The following is a 22,676-nucleotide window of genomic DNA, read 5'->3' on the forward strand; positions in this document are numbered from 1 at the left end:
TATCATACGCAGCATTTTATTCCTGATTCTTTAATTTTTAATTATGAAACTGAAGCTATTATATTGCTTTATACTCCTGTTTATACAATTTTCGGCATTTGCCACTGACTTTACCGACCTTAAAGGAAAGGTGATTGATGCCAAGACCAACCAGCCGCTAATTGGCGCTACTGTAACCATACCCGACCTGCGCTTATCAGTAACCACCAACCCTAACGGCGAATTTGCCTTCCGGGGGGTACCGCCACGCGGGCGCTTTGTGCTACAAATACAATATCTGGGTTATAAATCACTCACGCAAACCATAGATATGGCATCGCAAACATCAATGGTGTTCGCTATGCAACCAAGTGTAATTGAAACGCATGAGGTGGTGATAACCGGTACGCCTATTACCGCGGGCAGCAGATACAACAGTACGTCGGCCAGTGTGGTTACTAAAGACCAGCTGCAAGGCTCATCAACCAACCTGATAGACGCTTTGGCGAAGCAGGTACCCGGTATGAGCCAGATCACTACCAGCCAGGCTATTTCAAAACCGGTTATCAGGGGCTTAAGCTACAACCGTGTAGTTACGCTAAACGATGGTGTGAAACAACAGGGCCAGCAATGGGGCGATGAGCATGGTATTGAAATGGACCAATACTCGGCCGGGAGGGTTGAGGTATTAAGGGGAGCAGCCTCGCTGCAATATGGTTCTGACGCACTGGGTGGTGTAATTAACGTTATTGACCCGCCTACGCCTGCCGTAGGGAACGTAGCCGGAGAGTTCTTAACCAACTATTCTACCAACAATGGCTTAAGCAATACATCGGTAATGCTTACCGGCAACCAGGATGGCATTGTATGGCGCGGACGCGGTACCTACCAAAACGCCTACTCATTTAACACGCCGGCCGGCCGCTACATTAACAGCGGCTTTAACCAAACCGATGCCAGCGGTATGATAGGCGTTAACAAACCCTGGGGCTACTCGCACCTTAACTTTTCTTATTACAAAAACAACATAGGTTTTTATGACGCGGACCCGGGCGACCCGCTGTACAACCAGTCGACCAGCCGCACGCTTGATTACCCCCGCCAGGACATCAGGCACTATAAAGTATCGCTAAACAACAACTTTTTATTTGGTGGAAGCTCGCTAAAGTTAGACCTGGGCTACCAGAAAAACCAGCGCCGCGAACTGGAAGACAACCCGGACCCGTCGCTATTTTTTGATATGAACACGTATTCGCTCGATGCCAAATATTCATTACCTGAAATGAACGGCTGGAGCCCTGTTATTGGCTTGAGCGGCGCGCTAAGCCACAGCATAAACCTGGGTAAGGAGCTATTGATACCCGCTTATGACGAATACAGCACAGGCGCGTTCGTTTACCTGAAAAAAATGTGGGGACAAAACACCTTTAGCGCTGGTGCCCGATATGATTTTATTAAGAACAAAGGTAAAGCACAAAACGCGGATAACGGCGATGTGATATTCACCGGGTTTGATAACCACTTCTCTAATGTTAGTGGCGCCATGGGCTTTACCCATATCTTTAATGATGTATTGAGCTTTAAGGCCAACGCGGGCTCAGCTTTCCGTGCGCCAAACCCTGCCGAATTAGGCTCAAATGGGGTACATGAGGGCACCACCCGCTATGAAATAGGCGACCCTAACCTGGCGCCTGAACGCAGCTACCAGGCCGACGCTACGTTAGAGTACGGCTCAGGCTTTATTACCGGCAGCTTTGGTATTTATGAGAACTATATCCATAATTATATCTACGCAGCAGACCTTAACAAGGAGCAAACTACTGTGGTAGGCGACGATGGCCAAAGCCGCTCATACGATACCTACCGTTACGGACAGGTAAATGCCAACCTATATGGCTTTGAAGGTAATTTAACCCTGCACCCGGTATCATTTATCCATTTTGAAAACACATTTACTTACACCCACGCACAAAACAATACGTTTAACAGGCCGCTGGCTTTAATACCTGCCGGTGCCCTGCATAACACCCTGCGCTTTGAGCCAAAGGTAAACGGGTTAAAGGATTTTTACTTTTACGCGGGTATTGATAACTTCTTTAACCAAAACCGCGTCGACAATACATTTGAAACACCTGCCGCCGGTTATACTTTGCTTAACGCGGGTATAGGTGCCACTTTCAATATTGGCAAACAACCGCTTAAATTATTCGTTGCAGGTACAAACCTTGCCAATAAAGCCTATTACGACGCGCTTAGCCGTTTAAGGCCGGGCCGCTACAGCCAAGAAGACCCTACTTACGGCGTTTACAACATGGGCCGTAACGTAACGTTTGGTGTTTATATCCCTTTCGGGACCAATAAATAAAGGAAACTTTTAGTTAGTTAGTTTAGTTAGAAAGAAGGCCTCGTTAGTGATAACGGGGCTTTCGTTTTAACACAGCCTTGTGTTATAAAATATAGAGCTGCTTTAGTTCTGACGCAAGCTGCTCCGGAGATTGGTAATGGATGGACTTAATGCCCAATTGCTCTGCAGCCATAATGTTGCGCTTGTTATCGTCAATAAACAAGGCTTCTTGGGGTTTAACCTTGTAGCGGTTAAGTAACAGTTGGTAAAACTCAGGCTGGGGTTTACGCATCTTTTCGGTGCCCGATACCACCACGCCATCAAACCAGCTCAGAAATTCGTAGCGCTCAATAGCTACCGGAAAGGTTTCTGCCGACCAGTTGGTTAAAGCGTAAACTTTATATTTTCCGCTTTCCTTTAGTTTTTTGAACAGCTCAACTGTATCATCAAAGGCGCCGCCCAGCATTTCGTTCCAACGGCCGTAAAAAGCGCGGATATTCGCTTCGTGGCCCGGAAAGCGTTTCACCAGAAACTCAGTACCTTCTTCAAGTGTCCTGCCTGCATCCTGCTCCTCATTCCAGTCGGGTGTAGCGATGTTAGTTAAAAAATGATTCATTTCCTCTTCGTTATCAAACAACGAACGATAGAGGTATTGTGGGTTCCAGTCGATCAGCACACCACCCAGGTCGAATATAATGGTGGTGATCATTTCTTGCTATAATCTTTTTTAGGGTATTCCTTTTCAGTCACCTTTACGTCGGTAATGATCGAATCTTTTTTGTTCCATGCAAAAACCAGGTTTTTGGTGCGAATGGTATCCAGGGCGTTCATTTTCAAGATGATCTGGTAATAGAAATGGGTGCTGTCAATGAAACCGTCCGGCTCATGTAAAAGGCCTACAAGGCTCTTGTACTTCATCCCTTTAAACTGGTATTTCTGCATCAGGTCGTCAACCATGGGGTTGCGTCGTGGAAAATCGAGCCCGTTACCATCATTCCAGCCCCTGCGGTCAAAAGGTTGGTTGGAGGTACAACCTGTTGCAATGGTTGCCAGCAATAAAACAAAGAAAAATATATTGACGATTACGCTCCGGGTCATAAGGATGCTTCAGTATTATTATTCACGCAAATATCCTGTAAATAATATAAACCTGTACAATTATTTTAAGCGCCTAAGAATTAACAACGGCCTTTCCAACTCACACCTACGGCCGATAGGATGTCGGTTTCTAACCTTAAATTATTGTTGATCGTAAATCCGTTCTTCTGATAGAAATAAAGAGGCGAAGCATACGGGGTACCGTCGATTTTTAAATATCTGTCATGGTCAACCGCCCATCCAAACAAGGCATCTTCCTTTCCTTTTAGCGCATCTATCAATAATGCTCCATAGCCCTTGCCCTGCGCTTTGCTCTTTAGCATAATTAGAAAACAGCGCATGCCGTCCCTTGTAAACGATGCCGCCCAGCCAATGATGTCTCCTTTACCGATCTTCAGCAATAAGTATTGAGGGTTAATCAGCATGCTTAAATAAGCATTGAATTCTGCCATACCCGGCATGCATAACTGTTGTGGATATTCGGCATTCCATATATCCAGCAGCGCTTTCTTCTGCTGCTCCGTTAAGCATACCTGGTATTCTACCTCAGGCATTGCCTAATAAATAGCTTTTAAATTCGTTAAAGCTTGTTCCTAAGCTTACGGCATGGCTTTCCTTTTTTTCCAGTTCTTTAACCTGTGCAGGCACCTCTATTTTAGCGGCTATCTCCGGTTTAAATACATCCGGGAATTTGCAGGGGTGGGCTGTAGACAGGAATATCCCGGCAGTATCATCAGCGGCGTGCTCCTGTTGGTAGGTTTTTAAAGCCTTCCAGGCAATAGCGGTATGAGGGCAGGCAACATAGTTATCTACTTTTGATAATTGCTCAATAGCCGTCAGCGTATCCTCATCCGTATAGCTGTAACCGGTGATGAGTTGCCTTACCGTATCAAGGTCTTCATCAAACAAGTCGGCAATACGTACCCAGTTGCTGGGGTTACCTACATCCATTGCGTTTGAAAGGGTGGCAACTGATGGTTTAGCCTCATAAACACCACTCTTTAAAAATGCAGGCACAGTATCGTTGGCGTTGGTAGCGGCAACAAAATGCTCAACCGGCAAGCCCATTTTCCAGGCCAGCAAGCCCGCGCCAATATTACCGAAGTTGCCGCATGGCACACAGAACACCGCTTTGCTGATTCCCTGGCGAAGCAGTTGCGCGTAAGCGTTGAAATAATAAAACGTTTGTGGGATCAACCTCGCGATGTTGATGGAGTTGGCCGATGTGAGTCGAAATTTTTCGTTCAATTCCTTATCCGTAAATGCCTGCTTAACCAGCGCCTGGCAATCATCAAAGGTGCCATCTATCTCTAAGGCTCGGATGTTTTGCCCGTTGGTGGTTAACTGTAGTTCCTGTATGTGGCTTACTTTTCCCTTAGGGTAAAGAATGGTTACCCGCGTATTGGGTACTCCAAGGAAACCCAGCGCTACCGCGCCGCCCGTATCGCCGGAGGTAGCTACCAGCACATCCAGCTGTTTCTCTCCCTCCTCAAGAAAGTACGCCATTACCCGGCTCATGAACCTCGCCCCGAAATCCTTAAAGGCTAATGATGGCCCGTGGAACAGTTCCAGCACAAACACGTTCTTTTCCAGCTTTACAATGGGTGCGTAAAAGTTAATGGCGTCGTTGATAATGGCTTTCAGGTCGTCTGCCGGGATATCATCACCTAACAGATTTTGCGCCACGTGGAAGGCTATCTCCGGCAGCGTGTATTGATCCAGGTTATTCAGGAACTTGGCATCCAGATGCGGGATATGCTCCGGCATATATAAGCCTTTATCCTGCGGCATGCTGTTAAAAACCGCTTCTTTAAAACCAACCCTAAGGTCCTTGTTATTTGTGCTGTAGAATTTCATTGTTGTTGTTTAACATTCGTCATTGAAAGCGTAGCGTAGCATTTCTCTATTAGCCTCACCCTGCCCTCTCCATAGGAGAGGGTTTTATATATCCCATTTCTTTTTAAATCCTCTCCAAAGGAGAGGATTTAGGTGAGGCTGTCGCTCCACTCAATGACGATCCGGATAATCCTTCTTTTGACTTTTTAATTTTTAATTTTGACTTACAAAACCCTTGGCCCTGCATCATTGATAGTTGACACGTAGGTATTAGCGCCTATCTTGATGCTATTTAAATGCTGCTTGAGTTTCCCAGTGATTAGCTTCGCGGTTTGTTCATCGCGGGTAAAGGCGAAAACAGATGGGCCCGAGCCGGATATGCCGAAGCTTACCGCTCCTAAGTCCATGGCCATTTTGCGCATTTCGTAAAAATCGGGTATCAGCATGCTGCGTACAGGCTCCACCAAAACATCCTGCATACTGCGGCCAATGAGGGCAATATCCTGCATAAACAGGCCGCTTACCAAACCGGCGATGTTACCCCATTGTGTTACGGCATCTTTCATCTGTATCTTATTACGGATGATCTGCCGGGCCTCGCGGGTAGGCACATCCACATCAGGGAATACAATGGCACACCAAAGGTCTTTGGGATGCGGCAGTCGCACCACATCAAGTGGTTCGTAGCTGCGTATCAGCACAAAACCGCCAAACAGCGCTGGTGCCACATTATCGGCGTGGCCATGACCGCAAGCCAGTTCTTCACCCTTCATGGCAAAAGGTAATAGCTTTGAAGGGTCAGCACTATCGCCCAATAACGACTTAATAGCATATAAACCTGCTACAGTACTCGCCGAGCTTGAGCCCAGGCCGCTACCTATCGGCATTTTTTTGTGCAGCTCAATATCTACGCCCACATCCAACCGGCCCACGCTTTTCAGGTAGTGCTCAACGCTTACACTCACCGTGTTTTTCGCCGGGTCCATTGGCAGGCGACCGCCATCGCCGGTAATTTTGCTGATGGTGATGCCCGGTTTATTGGTGCGGCGCATGATTACCTCGTCACCCGGCTCGTTAACTGCAAAGCCCAGCACATCAAACCCACAAACTACGTTGGCCACGGTGGCCGGGGCGAAGACATGGATGCTGTCGAGGCTTGCATTGGCCTTTGCTTCGGGTTGTTTCAGATCTTGTATATCGTTACTCATTGTATCATGTTTTTTAGAACACATTCTTACCCTTCTCAAGAGGGAATCCAGCGCGCGCATCCTTTCGTCCTGGTTCTTGATTCTTGTCTCTTGACTCTTTGTTCTTGATTCTTGTCTCTTGACTCTCTCCTAATTAGCTCCCACATTTATCAGATCGGCAAATACCCCTGCGGCGGTTACTTCGGCACCTGCACCGGGGCCTTTTACAACCAATGGGCGCTCGCGGTACCTATCAGTGGTAAAGGAAATAATATTATCGCTGCCGCTGAGCATGTAGAACGGATGGTTCTCATCCACCATTTGCAGGGTGATGGATGCTTTACCATTCTCCAGCTTACCAATGTAGCGCAGCACTTTCTTTTCGCTTTCGGCCCGGTTTTTCAGGTCGGTAAAAAACGCGTCTTCTGCCTTTAGCGCCGCGTAGAAATCATCAACCGTTTTAGCTTCAAGGCAGGCCTTTGGCAATACGCTTTCAATCGATACGTCTGCCTCTTCCATTTCATGACCGGCATCACGGGCCAGGATGAGGATCTTACGCATAAAGTCCTTACCGCTCAGGTCGTCGCGCGGGTCAGGTTCAGTATAGCCTTTCTCCTGCGCCTCTTTTACCACATCGTGGAAATTAGCATCGCCTTTAAAATGATTAAAGATGAAAGAGATAGTTCCTGAAAGGATGGCCTCTATTTTCTGAATCCTGTCGCCGCTGCTCATCAGGTCTTTAAGCGTGCGGATGATAGGCAAGCCTGCACCTACGTTGGTTTCATAAAAGAAATCGACCCCGTGCCTGCGGGCGGTATCCCGAAAGTTTTGGTATTGAGCCAAAGAAGCCGAGTTACCTATTTTGTTGCAGGTTACTACCGAGATATTTGACTTAAAAGCCTCCTCGTAAAACTGAACCGGCTTAGGGCTGGCGGTGTTATCAATAAACACGCAGTTGGGTAAATTCAACTCTTTCATCTTGGCGATAAAGCCCGGCAAGTCAGCTTCATGGCTTGAAGCCTGCAATTCTTCCTGCCAGGTATCTAAAGATAAGCCATCGCTGTTAAACACCATTTTGCGGGTATTGCTGATGCCTACCACTTTTACCTGTATACCATTATTCTTTTGCAGATACTCTTTGTGCGCATTTAGCTGGGCAAATAACGTTTTACCGATATTACCGGTACCCAGGCAAAACGCGTGCAGGGTTTTGGTGAGTTCGATAAAGAAGGCATCATGCACCGCGTTGAGAGCTTTGGAAAGATCATTAGCCGAAATGATCACCGAGATGTTATACTCTGATGAACCCTGCGCAATGGCGCGCACATTTACACCGTTACGGCCCAGCGCATGGAACAATTTACCGCTCATGCCCGGGGTTTGCTTCATATTCTCACCCACGATGGCCAAAATAGCCTGGTTGCTTTCTATCACCAGCGGCTCCAGTTTGTTGGCCAACAGTTCCAGTTCAAACTCCTGCTCTATGAGTTGCTTGGCTTTGTCAACATCCTGCGGTTGCACGGCAAAGGTGATGCTGTGCTCTGATGAAGATTGGGTAATTAAAATGATATTGATCTGCTCCCTCGCCAGTAATGAGAACAACCTGCCGCTAAAGCCCGATTTACCCACCATACCGCTACCCTGTAAATTAAGGATGCTGATATTGTTGATAGATGAGATACCCTTGATAGGAAGCGCAGACGATTTACAATCATGACGGATAACCGTACCTGCAAACGCCGGCTCAAAAGTATTTTTGATCACGATGGGTATCTTTTTCAAGAATGCCGGGATCATGGTTGGCGGGTAGATCACCTTGGCGCCAAAGTAAGAAAGCTCCATGGCCTCGGTATAGGAAAGCTCCTCCAGCGGGAAAGCTTTCTGCACCATGCGCGGGTCGGCGGTCATCATGCCGTTCACGTCCGTCCATATCTGTATCTCTTCGGCATTTAAGGCGGCGCCGAATATGGCAGCGGTGTAATCGCTGCCACCGCGACCCAACGTAGTGATCTGCCCGGCATCGTTACCCGCAATGAAGCCGGTAACTACCAATAATTTATCCTGATGTTGATGATAAAAATTATTAATGAGCAGCTCGGTAAGATCACTATTTACTTTGGCGTTGCCAAAGGCGCTATCGGTTTTTATTAATTCAGATGCGTCCACAAAAAGCACATCCTTAAAATGCTGAGCGGCTATCTTACTTACCATTAAGGCTGAACAACGCTCGCCAAAGCTCACGATCTGGTCTCGGGTTTTAGGGGTAAGCTCGCGCAGGGTAAGTACGCCTTGCAGTAATTCTTCCAACTGGTTAAAATGAATTTTAAGCCGGGTAAAGGCCGGGTTTTGGTTCTGCACGTCAAGCAGCGCCTTAACTACATCAAAGTGGCGCTTCTCCAGTTCGGCAAGTTCGGCGGTAAATTCTTTGCCGTTGGCGGCACCCTCGGCCATGACTATTAAAAGGTTGGTAACACCGCCCATGGCTGATAGCACCACCACAGGCCTGTTTTGTGGTTTGTCCTCGGCCTTTAAAATATCCAGCAGGGTTTTTATGCTGCCTACCGACCCTACTGATGTACCACCGAATTTTAATACTTTCATTTCTTATAAAATATCTATTTAATATCTCTCAAGCCCGGTAGCCTCTCCCCAAACCCCTCTCTAAAGGAGAGGGTTCTAAAGAGTTTTAAAGTCCCTCTCCTTTGGAGAGGGCAGGGTGAGGCTACAAAAAAAGCCTTCCCCGTTTCGGAGGAAGGCTTTCTGTTTGGCTTTTACTTTATGTTTTTTACACCATACGATTATCTTCCTCCGAGGTTTATACCGGTGGTAATAATGGTAATAATAATGGTGTTGTTAGTTGTCATACGTTACGCCGTAAAGAAAGTAGATTTTATTTTAAATAGCAAGGGTAATTTGCATTTATTTTCTTCAAAGCCCTTAATGTGTGTAAATTGCGCTCTTATGCAGGGTTTAATTACAAAATCAACCGGGAGCTGGTACCAGGTAAAGGCGGGGGATGAGGTGTTTGATTGCCGTATCAAAGGCAAGTTCCGGATTAAGGGTATCACTACCACCAACCCCATAGCGGTGGGCGATGTAGTTGATTTTGAAATGGAGCCCGAGCAAGGCACCGGCGTGATCACCAACCTGCATCAGCGTAAAAATTACATCATCCGTAAATCGGTTAACCTGTCAAAACAGGCGCAGATCATCGCGGCCAACCTCGATCAGGCTTTTTTGATCGTTACACTGGCATCGCCTCGTACCTCATTGGGTTTTATCGATCGGTTTTTGGTAACTGCCGAAGCTTACGATATACCCGCCCGACTGATATTTAATAAGCTCGACCTGTTCAGCGACGAAGGACTGGAAATATTAGCGGACTATAAAGACATTTACGAGCGCATTGGTTATCCTTGCTACCAGGTATCGGCCAAAGAGGGTACCAACATACAACAGGTGCAGGATTTGTTAAAAGATAAGGTAACGTTGCTTACCGGCCACTCCGGCGTGGGCAAATCAAGCCTTATCAACCGCCTGCTGCCTGATCTCGACCTGAAGACCCACATGATATCCGAATGGAGCGATAAGGGTATGCACACCACCACCTTTGCCGAAATGTTTGAGCTGCCGCAAGGTGGCCATATTATTGATACGCCGGGCATCCGCGAGTTAGGGGTGATCGATATTGAAAAACAGGAGCTTGGCCACTTCTTCCCCGAAATGCGCGAGCGCATGAACGATTGCCGCTTTAACAACTGCCGCCACATTAACGAGCCCGGCTGCGCGGTATTAGAGGCTTTGGATAATGATGAGATAGCCATTACCCGTTACGAAAGCTACCTGAGTATTTATAATGGCAATGAAACAAGGGCTTAGTAGAGAGGCAAGAAACAAGAATTAAGATACAAGAGTCAAGAAACAAGATTGGCTCCATCTGATTTTTATAAGATACTAAGCGATGTCTTGATTCTTGTATCTTGACTCTTGGTTCTTTTTATATTCTTGTATCTTGGCTCTTGAATCTAAATAACATGAGAGCAGTTATACAACGGGTTTCCGAAGCGGCCTGCCAGGTTGATGGCAACATCACCGGCCAGATAGATGTTGGTTTTATGGTTCTCTTAGGCATTGAGGATGCCGATACCGATGAGGACCTGCAATGGTTAGCACAAAAAATAGTTGGCCTGCGTGTATTTGGTGATGAGAAAGGATTAATGAACAAAGCCCTTGCCGATGTTGACGGGGGTATACTGCTCATCTCCCAGTTCACCTTGTTTGCCGCCACCAAAAAAGGCAACCGCCCTTCGTTCATCCGTGCGGCAAAGCCGGATAAGGCCATCCCACTTTACGAAAAAATGATCAGCACATTGGAGGGCTTAACCGGTAAAAAAGTAGCCACCGGCATTTTCGGCGCCGATATGAAGGTTAGCCTCATAAACGATGGCCCGGTAACCATTACCATAGATACCAAGGCAAAGGAATAACGATAATATCATTAAAAAAAAGCGAGGCCCGGGTTGTGTAACCCGGGCCTCGCTGGTATTAAGGAAATTGAGTGATTATTGCACCTGGAACATGTTGTTAAAGCTGCCGCCATCAGGGTAGTAGCCGGTTATCAGCAACATACCATTTCTAAGGTTAGTGATCGCTTTATCAATGTCATCAACACTGTTGATCGGTTTCCTGTTGATAGAGGTAATGATAGAACCTACAGGGATCTCGGTGTTATCAAACACACCACCCTGGCGTACCTGTGTTACCAGCACACCACCATTTACATGGAACTTAGCTTTTTGAGCCGCGTTTAATGGCTGGAAGCTCGCGCCTAATTTGTTAAACAGTTCAGTAGCTGATTTAGAAACAGCGGCTGTTCTGTTTGATGGCGCATCGGCTTTAAGCGTTACGGTGAAGTTCTTTTCGCTGCCATTACGCAAAACGGTAAGGTTAATTTTATCGCCAGGCTGTAAACGGGCCACACGCTCCTGGAGGTCTGATGATTCATACACAGTATTACCATCTACTTTGGTAATAATATCACCTTCCTTAATACCGGCTTCCAATGCGCCGCTACCAGGTAATACGCTGTTCACATACAAACCATTTGTTTTAGTGCTGTTTACACTTTTAGCCTGTTCAGGGTCGCTTAGGTCGGCAAAGCCAATACCTACATAACCACGTTTAACCGAACCATATTTCTTAATATCGTTCAATACCTTTTTAGCCAGGTTAATTGGGATAGCGAAACCATATCCTTCATATGAACCGGTGTGTGAAGCAATCGCCGCGTTGATACCGATGAGTTCGCCATTGGTATTTACCAGCGCGCCGCCACTGTTACCAGGATTGATAGCGGCATCAGTTTGTATGAACGACTCGATACCTTTTTTAAATGAAGGGGTTTCCTGCTGCCTTACCGGATATGGGTTATCCTCGTCATCGTCGCGGCCAATAATACCTATGCTACGGCCTTTGGCGCTTACGATACCCGCGGTAACGGTTGAGTTTAATTTAAACGGATTACCAACTGCCAGTACCCACTCCCCAACACGTACAGCATCAGAGTTACCTAATTTCACAATAGGCAGGTTAGTAGCGTTCACTTTAATAAGGGCAAGGTCGGTATTAGGGTCGGTACCTATTACCTTAGCCTCAAAGCTGCGGTGGTCGTTGGTTACAATTTGTATCTTCTCGGCCTTGGCTACCACGTGGTTGTTGGTAACAATATAACCATCAGGTGAGATAATTACACCGGAACCTGATGCCATTTGCGGGCCCTGCGGGCGCATACGCTGGCCAAACATCTGCCCAAACATCTGCTCAAACGGGTCGGAACCGCCGCCCTCAGAAGAATTGCTGGCGTATGTGGTGCGTATATAAACTACCGCCGGAGTAACCTCGGCAGCAGACTGTGTAAAATCAACCGATCCGGCTGATGATACCATATTACTTTTTTCGGGGTTGCTGGCAAAATAGACTTTCTGCTTATCCTCTATGCTCATGTTTTGGTCGTACTTGTTCTCCACGAACTTGTACGCGCCCAAAGCGAGCGCACCGCCCGCGAAGGCGGTTAACAATGTTATACCAAACTTTTTCATATTATTATTTTCCACTTTTTCTTTTCTGTTTAATCGTTATTTATCAGGGATTTCAAATTTAATACCATATAGACGAAATAATCAATAATAAGGTATGTGTAATAATGTTAAATATTGTTAAAATGAAGTTAACGCTTACCCTATATTTGTTACAGGGAGCACCATACATGCTTCCATCAATAATAAGAACAGTAAAGTGCAGATAAATTTTCATAAATACCAGGGTGCCGGCAACGATTTTGTGTTGATAGACAACCGCGAAAACAACATTCAAAACCTTGATAAAGAAACCGTTGCCCTGCTTTGCGACCGCCGTTTCGGGATTGGAGGCGACGGCCTGATGTTGCTGGAGAACCAGGCCGGTTACGACTTTAAAATGGTATACTATAATGCCGACGGGAACGAGGGCAGCATGTGCGGTAACGGCGGGCGTTGTATTGTAGCTTTTGCGAAACATCTGGGTGTAATTACCGACACGACAAATTTTCTGGCTACAGACGGCCCCCACTATGCCAAAATTTCAGCAGATGGCGAATGGGTAAGCCTCCAGATGATTGATGTGGACACCGTTAATACCGATGCCGACGCCTTTGTGCTTAATACCGGCTCTCCGCATTATGTTAAACCAACGCACGACCTGGCGTTTAAAGATGTGTTTAACGAGGGCCGCGCCATACGCAATAACGCTACCTACAAACAGGAGGGCATTAACGTAAATTTTGTGGAGCCCGAAGGCGAAGGTTACTTTGTGCGCACGTTTGAGCGCGGTGTGGAAAATGAAACCTACGCCTGCGGAACAGGGGTTACCGCCGTTGCACTGGCTATGGCCAGGCACCACAACTTATTAGGGCAGATCAGTACGCCAATAAGGGTATTGGGCGGCAACCTGAATATCCGCTTTCGCTATGATGGCGAAAAGTTCAATGATATATTTTTAGAAGGCCCCGCCAAAAAGGTCTTTGAAGGGACGATATTGGTTGATAACAAGGCGTAAAAAACGGCATCAGATTTGGGACGGTTAAACCATGACTATTAGCTTCTTCAAAACCTTTCCGGCTATACTCGCCATGGTGCTTTTGCTTTCATCAGGCACAGGCGCTCAGCCCTTAAACTATAGCCGTGCCTTAAAGAACTGCTCGCTCAATAAAAATATATTGGCGTACAACACCGGATGTATGAACGGTGTACTCGCTCCTTTTTTTAAAGGCCGCACTTTAAAAAATGAAGTTGTTGATCTGAAAAAATTACGCGGATACGTAGTGGTGCTTAACTTTTGGTTTGTTGACTGTGCGCCCTGCCGTTTAGAACGCCCTTCTCTCAACAAAATCACCGGCAAATTTAAAAATGATAAGGTGGCTTTTATTTCTATAGCCTCAGATAAGCCTGGCAAGCTTAGGCAATACCTGGCCGGCAATCCGTTTTACTTTAAAACCATTGTCGACTCCACCCGCTACCTGTCGGAACAGACATACGGTATAAAAAATTATCCCTGTACCATCGTGTTAGATAAGCAAGGTAAAATCAGGTCGTTTACTCAAGGGGCAAAAAATACCGAAACTGATAACGATGAGCTTTTGGATAACACCCTTACGCGTGTAATATATGAATGCCTCGGAAAGAAATACACTAAAGAAGTTAAAGACTTTGATGTAAAAGGCTTGTTTAAGTATTAAGAATAACAGGCTCATATATTACATACAGGCCTGTTATTCTAAGCAAGTAATTACGCTTCATATATTCTTGAACAACTGCCCGAGTTGTAGCCCGGCTGTGCCGCAAAATATATGGTTGAACAATTACAAGCTGACGCACCAGGTACATAACTTTTCGATGAATCATAGTTAGATACGTCTAAGGTAAAACTCGGTTGCGTGCCAATACCACTGTTACAGGTGCATGAACAGGATAATGTTACCGAACCACCGTCGCCGGGAGGCATAGCATATCCACCCAAAACCTGTTTCATTTCTTCTCTTGAAAGCCTGTCAAATTTCTTCATAATTATAAAATTTAAAGTTTGATTTTAGCGCATGTCGCGCACCTTTCTCATTAGTTACAATCACAACACTATTCATGCACTATTTGTTCGTAATAATTACAAGCAAATTGTTCATTATCAAGCGTTACGGAAAATCATTTATTTTTATCTCAGAAAAATTTTTGAGTACAGATTTTTTAATTTACGTTTGAATTTTTTATTAACGTAGCTTCTATTAATTTTTTACCTAAAAAAAGATTAATGCTACGCGTAGACAGTACCAAGCCCTGCCAATTGATATATGCCATTGCCAGGCACGATTACTTGTCGTACGTTATTGAACCGCATGTGGTACAGCTTAATCCTAATGGCGAGTTCTCCTTTACCCACCAGCGCCTTTTCTCTAATACCGCCGAAGAATTTAACGCCTGCATTGATGATACCGACCGCAAGCTGATCAAGATATTGGAGGATATTGAGCAGGGGAACATCATCAAAAAATTTCACAAAAAACCCATAAGGCCGTTCGAGTTTTTCGGAAAGATATTTAATGAACAGCTTTTTGATATCATCCGCCCAAAAATTGAAAAGAAGCTGGTAGAAGCGCTAAGCATGCTGCGCGACAAGCAGATATACCTCATGAGCAAAGAGGGTTATCCCGCTGGGCGAAAGGTGCATATAGCCGACGAAGCCGCGTCCGTTTTATTCCATTTCAGGCGCGGCGACGACGAGATACGCTACTTCCCTACCATTAAATACCAGGGCATGCGTATCGAGTTCATGTTCAAGGACGCGGAAATTATCTGTAATCACCCCGCCTGGATGCTGCTTGACGATACCCTGTATTATTTTGATAAAGATATTGAGGGCAAAAAGCTATTGCCTTTTTTAAATAAGCGGTATATCTCTATCCCCAAATCATCAGAGCATTCTTACTTTGAAAAATTTGTTGCCCCGCTGATAGAAAAATATAACGTTTACGCCGAAGGCTTTACCATTAATACCGAAAAGTATGATGCCATTGCCTGCGTAAAGCCTATTTATGTGGAGGGTGGCACATCGCAGCTGCAGCTGTATTTTAAATACGCGGGATATGTTTTTCCTTACGGGGATGGCCGGCATATTTCGGTACGTATGGAAAAAAATGGCGACGATTACCTTTTCCACCGCATCCGGAGATCGGTTAGCTGGGAAAAAGGCAAACTGCAGCAGTTGGAAAGCATGGGGTTGAAAACGACATCATCCTTATTCCAGAACCTGGAGGTCGCTGCCACTGATGACGATGCCGACCGCTCGTTCCCTATTTTTGAATGGCTTAACCACCACCATGACGAGCTGCTTGAAAAAGGCTTTGAGATAGAGCAACCCGACGGCCAGAAGCGCTATGTTTTTGGCAATACCCGTATCGACCTGGAGGTAAACGAACAAAATGATTGGTTTGACATCAACGCCGTAGTATCCTTCGGGCCGTACCGTATACCGTTCATCCAGTTAAAGAACCATATCCTCAACCATCGTAAAGAGTTTGTACTGCCATCAGGCGAAATAGCGGTAATACCCGAAAGCTGGTTTTCACAGTATGGCAACCTGTTGCATTTTAGCGAGGGAGGCGATGAAATTAAACTGCGCCGGCATCACCTGGGCCTGGTGAACGACCTCTCCGGCGGCGAAATGGCCGAGGTGGCTATGAGTCGCAAGCTGCAAAAGCTTACCGATTTTGAAGAAACAGAAGATATACCCATGCCGATAAACTTCGCCGGTAGCCTGCGGCCTTACCAAAAGGCTGGGTATAACTGGTTCCATTTTTTAAAACATTATCACTTTGGCGGCTGCCTGGCGGATGATATGGGCCTCGGTAAAACCATACAAACGCTTTCATTGCTGCAAAAGCATAAGGAAGAAACCGAGGCGGCGGGCGGCAAAAGCACCTCACTTATAATTATGCCTACCTCGCTGATCTACAACTGGCTTAACGAGGCTAAAAAATTCGCGCCGCAGTTACGTATCATGGTGCATACGGGTGCTTTCCGATACAAATCGGCAGAGGTATTTGCCAATTATGATGTGGTAATTACCACCTATGGCATCAGCCGGATTGACATAGAGATGTTTAAGGCTTACTTTTTTGAGTATGTGATACTGGACGAAAGCCAGAACATCAAGAACGCCTCGTCCAAATCTTTCCAGGCGGTTAAGCAGCTTAAATCGCGCTATAAATTGATACTGAGCGGTACTCCGGTTGAAAATTCTGTGAACGACTTGTGGACGCAGATGACCTTCATTAACCCCGGCCTGCTGGGTTCGCAGCAGTTTTTCCAGAACGAGTTTGTGACGCCGATAGAAAAAAAGAAGGACGAGGATAAAGCGCGCAAGCTGCAAGCCATCATCAAACCCTTTGTGCTGCGCCGTACCAAGGAGCAGGTAGCTACCGAGCTGCCGCCAAAAACCGAAAACCTGTTCTATTGCCAGATGAGCGAAGAACAAGCCACCGTGTACGATAAGGTAAAATCAGAATACCGTAACGAACTACTGCGCAGCCTGGAAGACGGCACCTTTGCTAAAACGCAGATACAGGTATTGCAAGGGCTCATCAAATTGCGGCAGATAGCCAACCACCCTTCCATGATAGATGCCGAATACGAGGGCGATAGCGGCAAGTTCGAGAACGTGACACACACCCTCGCCAACGTTTTGGATGGCGGCCATAAGGTGCTGATATTCTCGCAGTTTGTGAAACAGCTTACCATTTACCGCGAATATTTTGAGCGCGAGAATATCCCTTACGTTTACCTGGATGGCGGTACACAAAACCGAGGCGATGTAGTGCAGAAGTTTCAGCAAGATGCCAAAACCCAAGTGTTCCTGATCTCGATAAAGGCTGGCGGCGTAGGCCTCAACCTCACCGAGGCCGACTACGTATTTATCCTGGACCCGTGGTGGAACCCTGCCGTTGAGCAGCAAGCCATTGACCGCACGCACCGCATTGGCCAAACCAAAAACGTATTCATCTACAAATTCATCACAAAAGATACCGTAGAAGAAAAGATACTGGCCCTGCAGCAACGCAAGCTCAGCGTAGCCCGCTCCCTCATCACCACCGAAGAAAGTTTCATCAAGTCGCTTTCAGCGGATGATATTAAGGAGATTTTGGGGTAGGAATTATAAACAAAATTGTCATGCTGAGGAACGAAGCATCTATCTACGCTATAATTGTTTGAAAGATGATCCGCTTTCGCTCAGCATGACAAGATGTAATTACCTTTCGTATATAGAAGGCATCAGGCCGCTACTTCTTCGCTATCCTGTAAAATTTACCGCTATCGGTTAAGCCGTACAGGGCGCCGTCCTTGCCGGTAACCAATGCCCGCCAGCGTTCGTTTTTATCGCGCAGCAAACGTTCCTCGCCCACTACTTTATTGTTCCTGATCACCAGGCGCGCGATGTGCGAGCCGCTTAAGCCGCCTACAAACAGGTTGCTCTTCCACTCGGCGATATTCCCGGTGTAAAAAGTAATGCCACCGGGCGATATGGTAGGGTCCCAATAATAAATGGGCTGTGTCATACCTTCTTTTTGCTGTATGCCATCGCCCACCTTTTCGCCGCTGTACTCAATACCGTAGGTAATTACCGGCCAGCCATAATTATTTCCGGGCTTAATAATATTAATCTCGTCGCCGCCGCGGGGGCCAAATTCTGCTTCCCACAGGTCGCCCGTCACCGGGTTCCAGGCCAGGCCGTCGGGGTTGCGCAATCCATAAGCATATATTTCGGGCAAAGCACCAGCCTTACCCCCAAACGGGCCACCGGGTACCGCCTTACCTGCCCTGGTGATATGGATGATCTTACCTATACCCGCGCCAAGGTCCTGCGCTTTCATGCGGATATCGGCTCCGCTACGCTCGCCTGTGCTTACAAACAAATTGCCGTTTTTATCAAAAACAATACGGCAGCCATATTGCAGGGTTCCTTTGTAAGCCGGCTCAGCCCGGTAAATCACCTGTACATTTTCCAGCTTGGTTTCATCGGCCGATAACTTGCCTTTGGCAATGGCCAGCAGCGAGCCACCCGGAGCTTCTTCGGCATAGCCCCAGTAAACCATGCGGTTAGTGGCAAAAGCGGGGTCGATAGTTACATCCAGTAAACCACCCTGTGCCTTAAACAATACCGGCGGGAAACCGGTGATCTGTTTATCAAACGCGCCGTTGGCTTTTAGTATGCGCATGGAGCCGGCCTTCTCCGTGATCAGGAACCGCCCGTCGGGCAGTACGTGTATGCCCCAGGGGTTCTTCAATTCGTTGTTGATCACCGTTGCCGCGTAAGGCGTTTTGGTTTTCACACCGCCTATGCGCGTTTGCCCGCGAAAGGCTGGTTTGTAATTAGTATTGGGCTTTTGCGTTTCAACCGGGGCAAGGGCGGTATCGCGTTGCAGATTGCCGGCATTAGCGCCCGCGCAGCACACGGCAAGGCCTGCTGCCATAAATAATTTTTTTGATAGCGTAAACATAAGTAGTTGGTAATGTATGCGGTACTTGTTGGTTATGTGGGGTAATAGAAGCAATATTAAAAAATTAATATTTGTTTGCATCCCCTGTTAAAAAACAAATTAGCCGGCATATTGTATAACTCTCAATTTACCGCGTAATTGCCGCATAAACACACCGGGCGGCACAACAATTTTACGCTGCATCAAAACTGCTTTTTGTAACATTGCACAAATTTTAATAGTTGACAGTAGCCGCTAAAAAGATATTCTCGTACCTGTTAAAGGCATCAATACTTGTTTTAACAGTATTATTTGTCTACCATAAACTTCTAAGTAAGAACGATAGCCTGCAGCAGTTTAAAAACCTCACCTCGGTTATCAGCCGGGCCGAGGTGGTGTATACCATGGGCGCCGTTGTAGTACTCATGGTGGTTAATTGGGCGCTGGAAAGCTTAAAATGGCAATACCTGGCTAAAAAGCTCACCCGCCTGAGCGCATGGCAGGCCGTTGAAGCAGTATTTTGCGGCTTAAGCTGGGCCATATTTACCCCTAACCGTATTGGCGAATATGGCGGGCGGGTAATGTTTTTACCCAACCGCAAGCGCATACATGGTGTGTTCGCTATGGCCGTGGGCGCGTTCGCTCAAAATGTGATCACTAACCTGGTGGGCATCCTTGCTTCCTTATGGTTTATTTACCATTTTCTGCATTTAAATATCTGGCTTTTTCTTGGCATTACGTTGTTGTCGGTCGCTTTTTTAGCGCTGTTCCTGCTGCTTTACTTTCGTATAGGCCTGCTGGTAAAATGGCTGGACAGGATCAGTTTCCTCAGAAAATTTCGTAGGTTCTTTGATATTATGGGCCGGTACAGCCAGCGCGAACTGCTGGTGGTTTTTGGCTATAGCCTGGCGCGCTTTTTTGTTTTCTCGTTCCAGTACTACCTGGTCATTCACCTGCTACTGCCGCAACTGCCCCTATTCAGCATGGTCATGACGGTGCTGGTGTTCATCTTCATCCAATCGGCCATGCCCTCGCTTGACCTGCTTGATATAGGCGTGCGCAGCTTTACGGCCATGCATTTATTTTTATACATAACCAACCAGCAAATAGCTATAATTGCAGCGGTATCATCTATCTGGCTCATCAACCTGATCATACCGGCCATTATCGGCTCTATATTTGTTTTTAAACTGAGATTCTTTGATCGCACTGCATAGTATTATTTCGTTATTACTTACCGGCCTTTACCTGCTGGTGGTTGGCTACCTCATTAAAGGCTGGGCCGCGTTAAAGCGCGCGAGGCTTACCCAAACTACATTTGTCACACCGGTAACCATACTGATAGCCGCCCGAAACGAGGCCGAGCGTATTCACCTGACCATTGAGGATATCCTGGCGCAGGATTACCCCAAACACCTTACCGAAATTATCATTGTTGACGACCACTCTACTGATGATACCGCCAACATTATACGCGGTTATGCCGGCAGGGGCGTTAAGCTGCTGCAGCTGAATGAGGATAAACCCCTCAACTCCTATAAAAAGAAGGCCATTGCTGAAGCCATAGGCATGTCAACCGGAGAGTTAATGGTTTGTACCGATGCCGATTGCCGCATGGGTACCCAATGGCTTTCGTCTGTAGTGAGCTGCTATGAAACTCGGAACCCGGTCATGATCTCCTCGCCGGTAACCTATTTTGAAGAGCGCTCTTTGTTTGAACGCCTGCAAACGCTGGAGTTCTCGTACCTTATTGGCATTGGCGCGGCCTTTATTGGCAATGGCAGGGCATCCACCTGTAATGGGGCTAACTTTGCCTACCGCAAGGATGTATTTTACGAGGTAGGTGGCTTTAAGGGTATTGACGACCTGGCATCAGGCGATGATGAACTGCTGCTGCAAAAGGTAGCCGAAGTATATCCCCACCGGATAGCGTTCCTCAAAAACCGTGATGCTGTAGTGTATACGCATGCCAAGCATACCTTGCAGGAGTTTTTGCAGCAAAGGCGCAGGTGGGCTTCCAAATCAACCCGGTATAAGGATAAAAAGGTGGTAGCCCTCGCAGTTTGCATTTGGCTGTTTAATCTTTCGTTATTGGTGAACGCCGCGCTGGGTTTTTACAGCATTACTTTTCTTGAACTTTTCCTGGTGCAATTCCTGTTAAAATACCTTATTGAAGTGGCTTTTCTGCTCCCTATTACCGCCTTCTTTAAAAGGCCGGGGCTGGTGAGCCTGTTAATTATACTTGGCCCCATACACATTGTTTATTTTGTGTATGTAGGCTTGCTGGGCAATACTCGCAAATACGCCTGGAAAGGCCGGGTGGTTCGTTAATCGCTGCTATTAACAGGCAATTATCTAATTTTATAATTTAATTCTGTTACACACTTTTAAACAGATTATTTATCTATTTTAGGCTGCCTGTTACCAAAGTAATGCAAAACTATCATGAAAACTCCGGAGAGGACGAGCTGATACGGTTGCTTTTAAAGCGACAGTCGGAACTCAACTCCTTACTGGAAGTTACCCGCGCCATCAACAAGAATACGCCTACCACCACGTTGTTTCAGATGCTGGAGGTGATCCTGAAGAGCTACCTGCAAATAGGCAAGTTCAGGTTCATGATAGAAAAAGGGGGCAATTTTAGCTGTATATCCAAATTTGGCGGGGTTGCCGAATCGCCCATCGTATTAAACAACACCTGGAAACATTTAAGCAAGATCAAATCGCCCTCGCCACTTAACGGGCACGCCGACAAGATCTTAAGCACATATAATTACTTTATCCCTATCTATCATAAGAACAAGGCGCTGGCCTTTGCCCTCATTGGCGATTTTGATACCAGCAGCGCCATGCTCAATAACGACCTCAATTTTATCCAAACCCTTATCAATGTAATTGTTGTGGCCCTGGAGAATAAGCGGCTTTTTCGCGAACGCTTACTGGCCGAACGTATGCAGCGGGAAATGGAACTTGCCGTGGAAGTGCAGAACATGCTGGTACCGCTGCGCGAATACCACGAGGACGGGATAGAGGTAGACGCCAAGTATCTGCCGCACCAGGACATTGGCGGTGATTACTTTGACTTTTTCAGGCTCAACGAGAACGAATTTTTATGGTGTGTGGCCGATGTATCGGGAAAGGGGATATCGGCAGCGCTGCTGATGGCTAATTTCCAGGCCAGCCTGCATGGCCTGGTAGCTATTGAAGACGACCTGACCACCGTAGTTGAGCGCCTTAATAAAATTGTGATACGCAACACCAAGGGCGAACGCTTTATTACACTTTTCCTGGCTAAATACAACCAAAAAACGCGCCGCCTTAATTATATAAACGCCGGGCACAACCCTACCATTTTATACGCTGACGGCGAGGCCGTACAGCTAAAGCTCGGCACTACCATGATAGGCGCGTTTGACGAGCTGCCATTTTTAAACGAGGGTGAAATTGACGTAGAGCCCGGAAGCCTGCTTTTTAATTATACCGATGGCTTAATGGATATTGAGGCGCAGAACAGTAAAAACTGGAACGAAGAAAAAATGGTGGAATACGTAGTGTTAAACGGCGATAAAACCCCCGACCAGTTTAACGAAGAATTGATGCACCACATCAATAACGTGGTAAAAGGCAGGCTGATAGATGATATTACCCTCCTTACCCTGCGCCTCTACTAACG

18 protein-coding genes are annotated in these 22,676 nt (G+C 46.6%); 9 read left to right on the forward strand and 9 right to left on the reverse strand.

Translation table 11 applies throughout. The annotated features are described in order from the left end of the window. Nucleotides 1–43: 43 nt before the first annotated feature. Nucleotides 44–2,344, forward strand: a complete 2,301-nt coding sequence (locus CKK33_RS02940) for a TonB-dependent receptor (RefSeq protein ID WP_095702674.1) — start codon at nt 44–46, stop codon at nt 2,342–2,344. 82 nt (nt 2,345–2,426) lie between these two features. On the opposite strand, the gene CKK33_RS02945 is transcribed toward CKK33_RS02940, so the two are convergent. The 6 genes from CKK33_RS02945 to thrA all read right to left on the reverse strand — a co-directional run bounded on the left by CKK33_RS02945 (nt 2,427) and on the right by thrA (nt 9,045). After that, nucleotides 2,427–3,032 carry an HAD family phosphatase gene (locus CKK33_RS02945; protein ID WP_095702675.1) on the reverse strand — a complete coding sequence of 202 codons (606 nt, stop codon included), beginning with the start codon at nt 3,030–3,032 and terminating at the stop codon, nt 2,427–2,429. Next, nucleotides 3,029–3,421 carry a hypothetical protein gene (locus tag CKK33_RS02950; protein WP_095702676.1) on the reverse strand — a complete coding sequence of 131 codons (393 nt, stop codon included), beginning with the start codon at nt 3,419–3,421 and terminating at the stop codon, nt 3,029–3,031. Before CKK33_RS02950 ends, CKK33_RS02945 begins: the two co-directional genes overlap by 4 nt. An 80-nt stretch (nt 3,422–3,501) precedes the next feature. Then, nucleotides 3,502–3,975: a GNAT family N-acetyltransferase gene (locus CKK33_RS02955; protein WP_095702677.1), complete on the reverse strand. Its 474-nt coding sequence runs from the start codon at nt 3,973–3,975 to the stop codon at nt 3,502–3,504. Further along, the gene (gene thrC / locus CKK33_RS02960) at nt 3,968–5,278 is read right to left on the reverse strand and encodes a threonine synthase (protein WP_095702678.1); all 1,311 of its coding nucleotides are present in this window, start codon (nt 5,276–5,278) and stop codon (nt 3,968–3,970) included. Before thrC ends, CKK33_RS02955 begins: the two co-directional genes overlap by 8 nt. A 203-nt stretch (nt 5,279–5,481) precedes the next feature. After that, complete coding sequence (locus CKK33_RS02965) at nt 5,482–6,465, reverse strand: homoserine kinase (RefSeq protein WP_095702679.1); 984 nt, start codon at nt 6,463–6,465, stop codon at nt 5,482–5,484. A gap of 129 nt (nt 6,466–6,594) precedes the next feature. Continuing rightward, the gene (gene thrA, locus CKK33_RS02970) at nt 6,595–9,045 is read right to left on the reverse strand and encodes a bifunctional aspartate kinase/homoserine dehydrogenase I (RefSeq protein ID WP_095702680.1); all 2,451 of its coding nucleotides are present in this window, start codon (nt 9,043–9,045) and stop codon (nt 6,595–6,597) included. A gap of 360 nt (nt 9,046–9,405) precedes the next feature. On the opposite strand from thrA, the gene rsgA reads away from it, so the two are divergent. After that, complete coding sequence (gene rsgA, locus CKK33_RS02975; protein WP_095705728.1) at nt 9,406–10,323, forward strand: ribosome small subunit-dependent GTPase A; 918 nt, start codon at nt 9,406–9,408, stop codon at nt 10,321–10,323. 155 nt (nt 10,324–10,478) lie between these two features. After that, entirely contained in the window at nt 10,479–10,931 is a 453-nt protein-coding gene (gene dtd, locus CKK33_RS02980) for a D-aminoacyl-tRNA deacylase (protein ID WP_095702681.1), read from the forward strand. A gap of 75 nt (nt 10,932–11,006) precedes the next feature. On the opposite strand, the gene CKK33_RS02985 is transcribed toward dtd, so the two are convergent. Beyond that, the gene (locus CKK33_RS02985) at nt 11,007–12,542 is read right to left on the reverse strand and encodes a Do family serine endopeptidase (RefSeq protein ID WP_095702682.1); all 1,536 of its coding nucleotides are present in this window, start codon (nt 12,540–12,542) and stop codon (nt 11,007–11,009) included. Nucleotides 12,543–12,738: 196 nt separating this feature from the next. On the opposite strand from CKK33_RS02985, the gene dapF reads away from it, so the two are divergent. Next, a complete protein-coding gene (gene dapF / locus CKK33_RS02990) occupies nt 12,739–13,536 on the forward strand; it encodes a diaminopimelate epimerase (protein ID WP_095702683.1) in 798 nt (265 codons plus the stop codon). 31 nt (nt 13,537–13,567) lie between these two features. Continuing rightward, nucleotides 13,568–14,215, forward strand: a complete 648-nt coding sequence (locus CKK33_RS02995) for a TlpA disulfide reductase family protein (protein ID WP_095702684.1) — start codon at nt 13,568–13,570, stop codon at nt 14,213–14,215. Nucleotides 14,216–14,265: 50 nt separating this feature from the next. On the opposite strand, the gene CKK33_RS03000 is transcribed toward CKK33_RS02995, so the two are convergent. Continuing rightward, nucleotides 14,266–14,541, reverse strand: a complete 276-nt coding sequence (locus tag CKK33_RS03000) for a hypothetical protein (RefSeq protein ID WP_095702685.1) — start codon at nt 14,539–14,541, stop codon at nt 14,266–14,268. A 240-nt stretch (nt 14,542–14,781) separates the two neighbouring features. Between CKK33_RS03000 and CKK33_RS03005 the strand changes: the two genes are divergently transcribed. Then, nucleotides 14,782–17,676 carry a DEAD/DEAH box helicase gene (locus CKK33_RS03005; RefSeq protein WP_095702686.1) on the forward strand — a complete coding sequence of 965 codons (2,895 nt, stop codon included), beginning with the start codon at nt 14,782–14,784 and terminating at the stop codon, nt 17,674–17,676. Between the two features lie 130 nt (nt 17,677–17,806). Here CKK33_RS03005 and CKK33_RS03010 read toward each other — a convergent pair whose 3' ends face one another. Continuing rightward, nucleotides 17,807–19,024 carry a PQQ-dependent sugar dehydrogenase gene (locus CKK33_RS03010; protein ID WP_095705729.1) on the reverse strand — a complete coding sequence of 406 codons (1,218 nt, stop codon included), beginning with the start codon at nt 19,022–19,024 and terminating at the stop codon, nt 17,807–17,809. 221 nt (nt 19,025–19,245) lie between these two features. Between CKK33_RS03010 and CKK33_RS03015 the strand changes: the two genes are divergently transcribed. The 3 genes from CKK33_RS03015 (at nt 19,246) to CKK33_RS03025 (ending at nt 22,674) form a co-directional block, all read left to right on the forward strand. Further along, on the forward strand, nt 19,246–20,220 hold the full coding sequence (locus CKK33_RS03015; RefSeq protein ID WP_095702687.1) for a lysylphosphatidylglycerol synthase domain-containing protein: 975 nt from the start codon (nt 19,246–19,248) through the stop codon (nt 20,218–20,220). Continuing rightward, nucleotides 20,204–21,334 carry a glycosyltransferase gene (locus CKK33_RS03020; RefSeq protein WP_095702688.1) on the forward strand — a complete coding sequence of 377 codons (1,131 nt, stop codon included), beginning with the start codon at nt 20,204–20,206 and terminating at the stop codon, nt 21,332–21,334. Before CKK33_RS03015 ends, CKK33_RS03020 begins: the two co-directional genes overlap by 17 nt. A 101-nt stretch (nt 21,335–21,435) precedes the next feature. Beyond that, a complete protein-coding gene (locus CKK33_RS03025; RefSeq protein WP_095702689.1) occupies nt 21,436–22,674 on the forward strand; it encodes a PP2C family protein-serine/threonine phosphatase in 1,239 nt (412 codons plus the stop codon). Nucleotides 22,675–22,676 lie beyond the last annotated feature (2 nt).

Origin of the sequence: Mucilaginibacter sp. MD40 (genome assembly GCF_002288635.1) — a bacterium.
Classification (GTDB): domain Bacteria; phylum Bacteroidota; class Bacteroidia; order Sphingobacteriales; family Sphingobacteriaceae; genus Mucilaginibacter.

Bases quoted from the DNA above. Each gene is read 5' to 3' on its own strand.
- dtd (WP_095702681.1), top strand. From the start codon at position 10,479: ATGAGAGCAGTTATACAACGGGTTTCCGAAGCGGCCTGCCAGGTTGAT.
- CKK33_RS03025 (WP_095702689.1), top strand. From the start codon at position 21,436: ATGCAAAACTATCATGAAAACTCCGGAGAGGACGAGCTGATACGGTTG.
- CKK33_RS03005 (WP_095702686.1), top strand. From the start codon at position 14,782: ATGCTACGCGTAGACAGTACCAAGCCCTGCCAATTGATATATGCCATT.
- thrC (WP_095702678.1), bottom strand. From the start codon at position 5,278: ATGAAATTCTACAGCACAAATAACAAGGACCTTAGGGTTGGTTTTAAA.
- CKK33_RS02995 (WP_095702684.1), top strand. From the start codon at position 13,568: ATGACTATTAGCTTCTTCAAAACCTTTCCGGCTATACTCGCCATGGTG.
- CKK33_RS03010 (WP_095705729.1), bottom strand. From the start codon at position 19,024: ATGTTTACGCTATCAAAAAAATTATTTATGGCAGCAGGCCTTGCCGTG.
- CKK33_RS02950 (WP_095702676.1), bottom strand. From the start codon at position 3,421: ATGACCCGGAGCGTAATCGTCAATATATTTTTCTTTGTTTTATTGCTG.
- thrA (WP_095702680.1), bottom strand. From the start codon at position 9,045: ATGAAAGTATTAAAATTCGGTGGTACATCAGTAGGGTCGGTAGGCAGC.
- CKK33_RS02965 (WP_095702679.1), bottom strand. From the start codon at position 6,465: ATGAGTAACGATATACAAGATCTGAAACAACCCGAAGCAAAGGCCAAT.
- rsgA (WP_095705728.1), top strand. From the start codon at position 9,406: ATGCAGGGTTTAATTACAAAATCAACCGGGAGCTGGTACCAGGTAAAG.
- CKK33_RS03000 (WP_095702685.1), bottom strand. From the start codon at position 14,541: ATGAAGAAATTTGACAGGCTTTCAAGAGAAGAAATGAAACAGGTTTTG.
- CKK33_RS02945 (WP_095702675.1), bottom strand. From the start codon at position 3,032: ATGATCACCACCATTATATTCGACCTGGGTGGTGTGCTGATCGACTGG.
- CKK33_RS02985 (WP_095702682.1), bottom strand. From the start codon at position 12,542: ATGAAAAAGTTTGGTATAACATTGTTAACCGCCTTCGCGGGCGGTGCG.
- CKK33_RS02955 (WP_095702677.1), bottom strand. From the start codon at position 3,975: ATGCCTGAGGTAGAATACCAGGTATGCTTAACGGAGCAGCAGAAGAAA.
- CKK33_RS02940 (WP_095702674.1), top strand. From the start codon at position 44: ATGAAACTGAAGCTATTATATTGCTTTATACTCCTGTTTATACAATTT.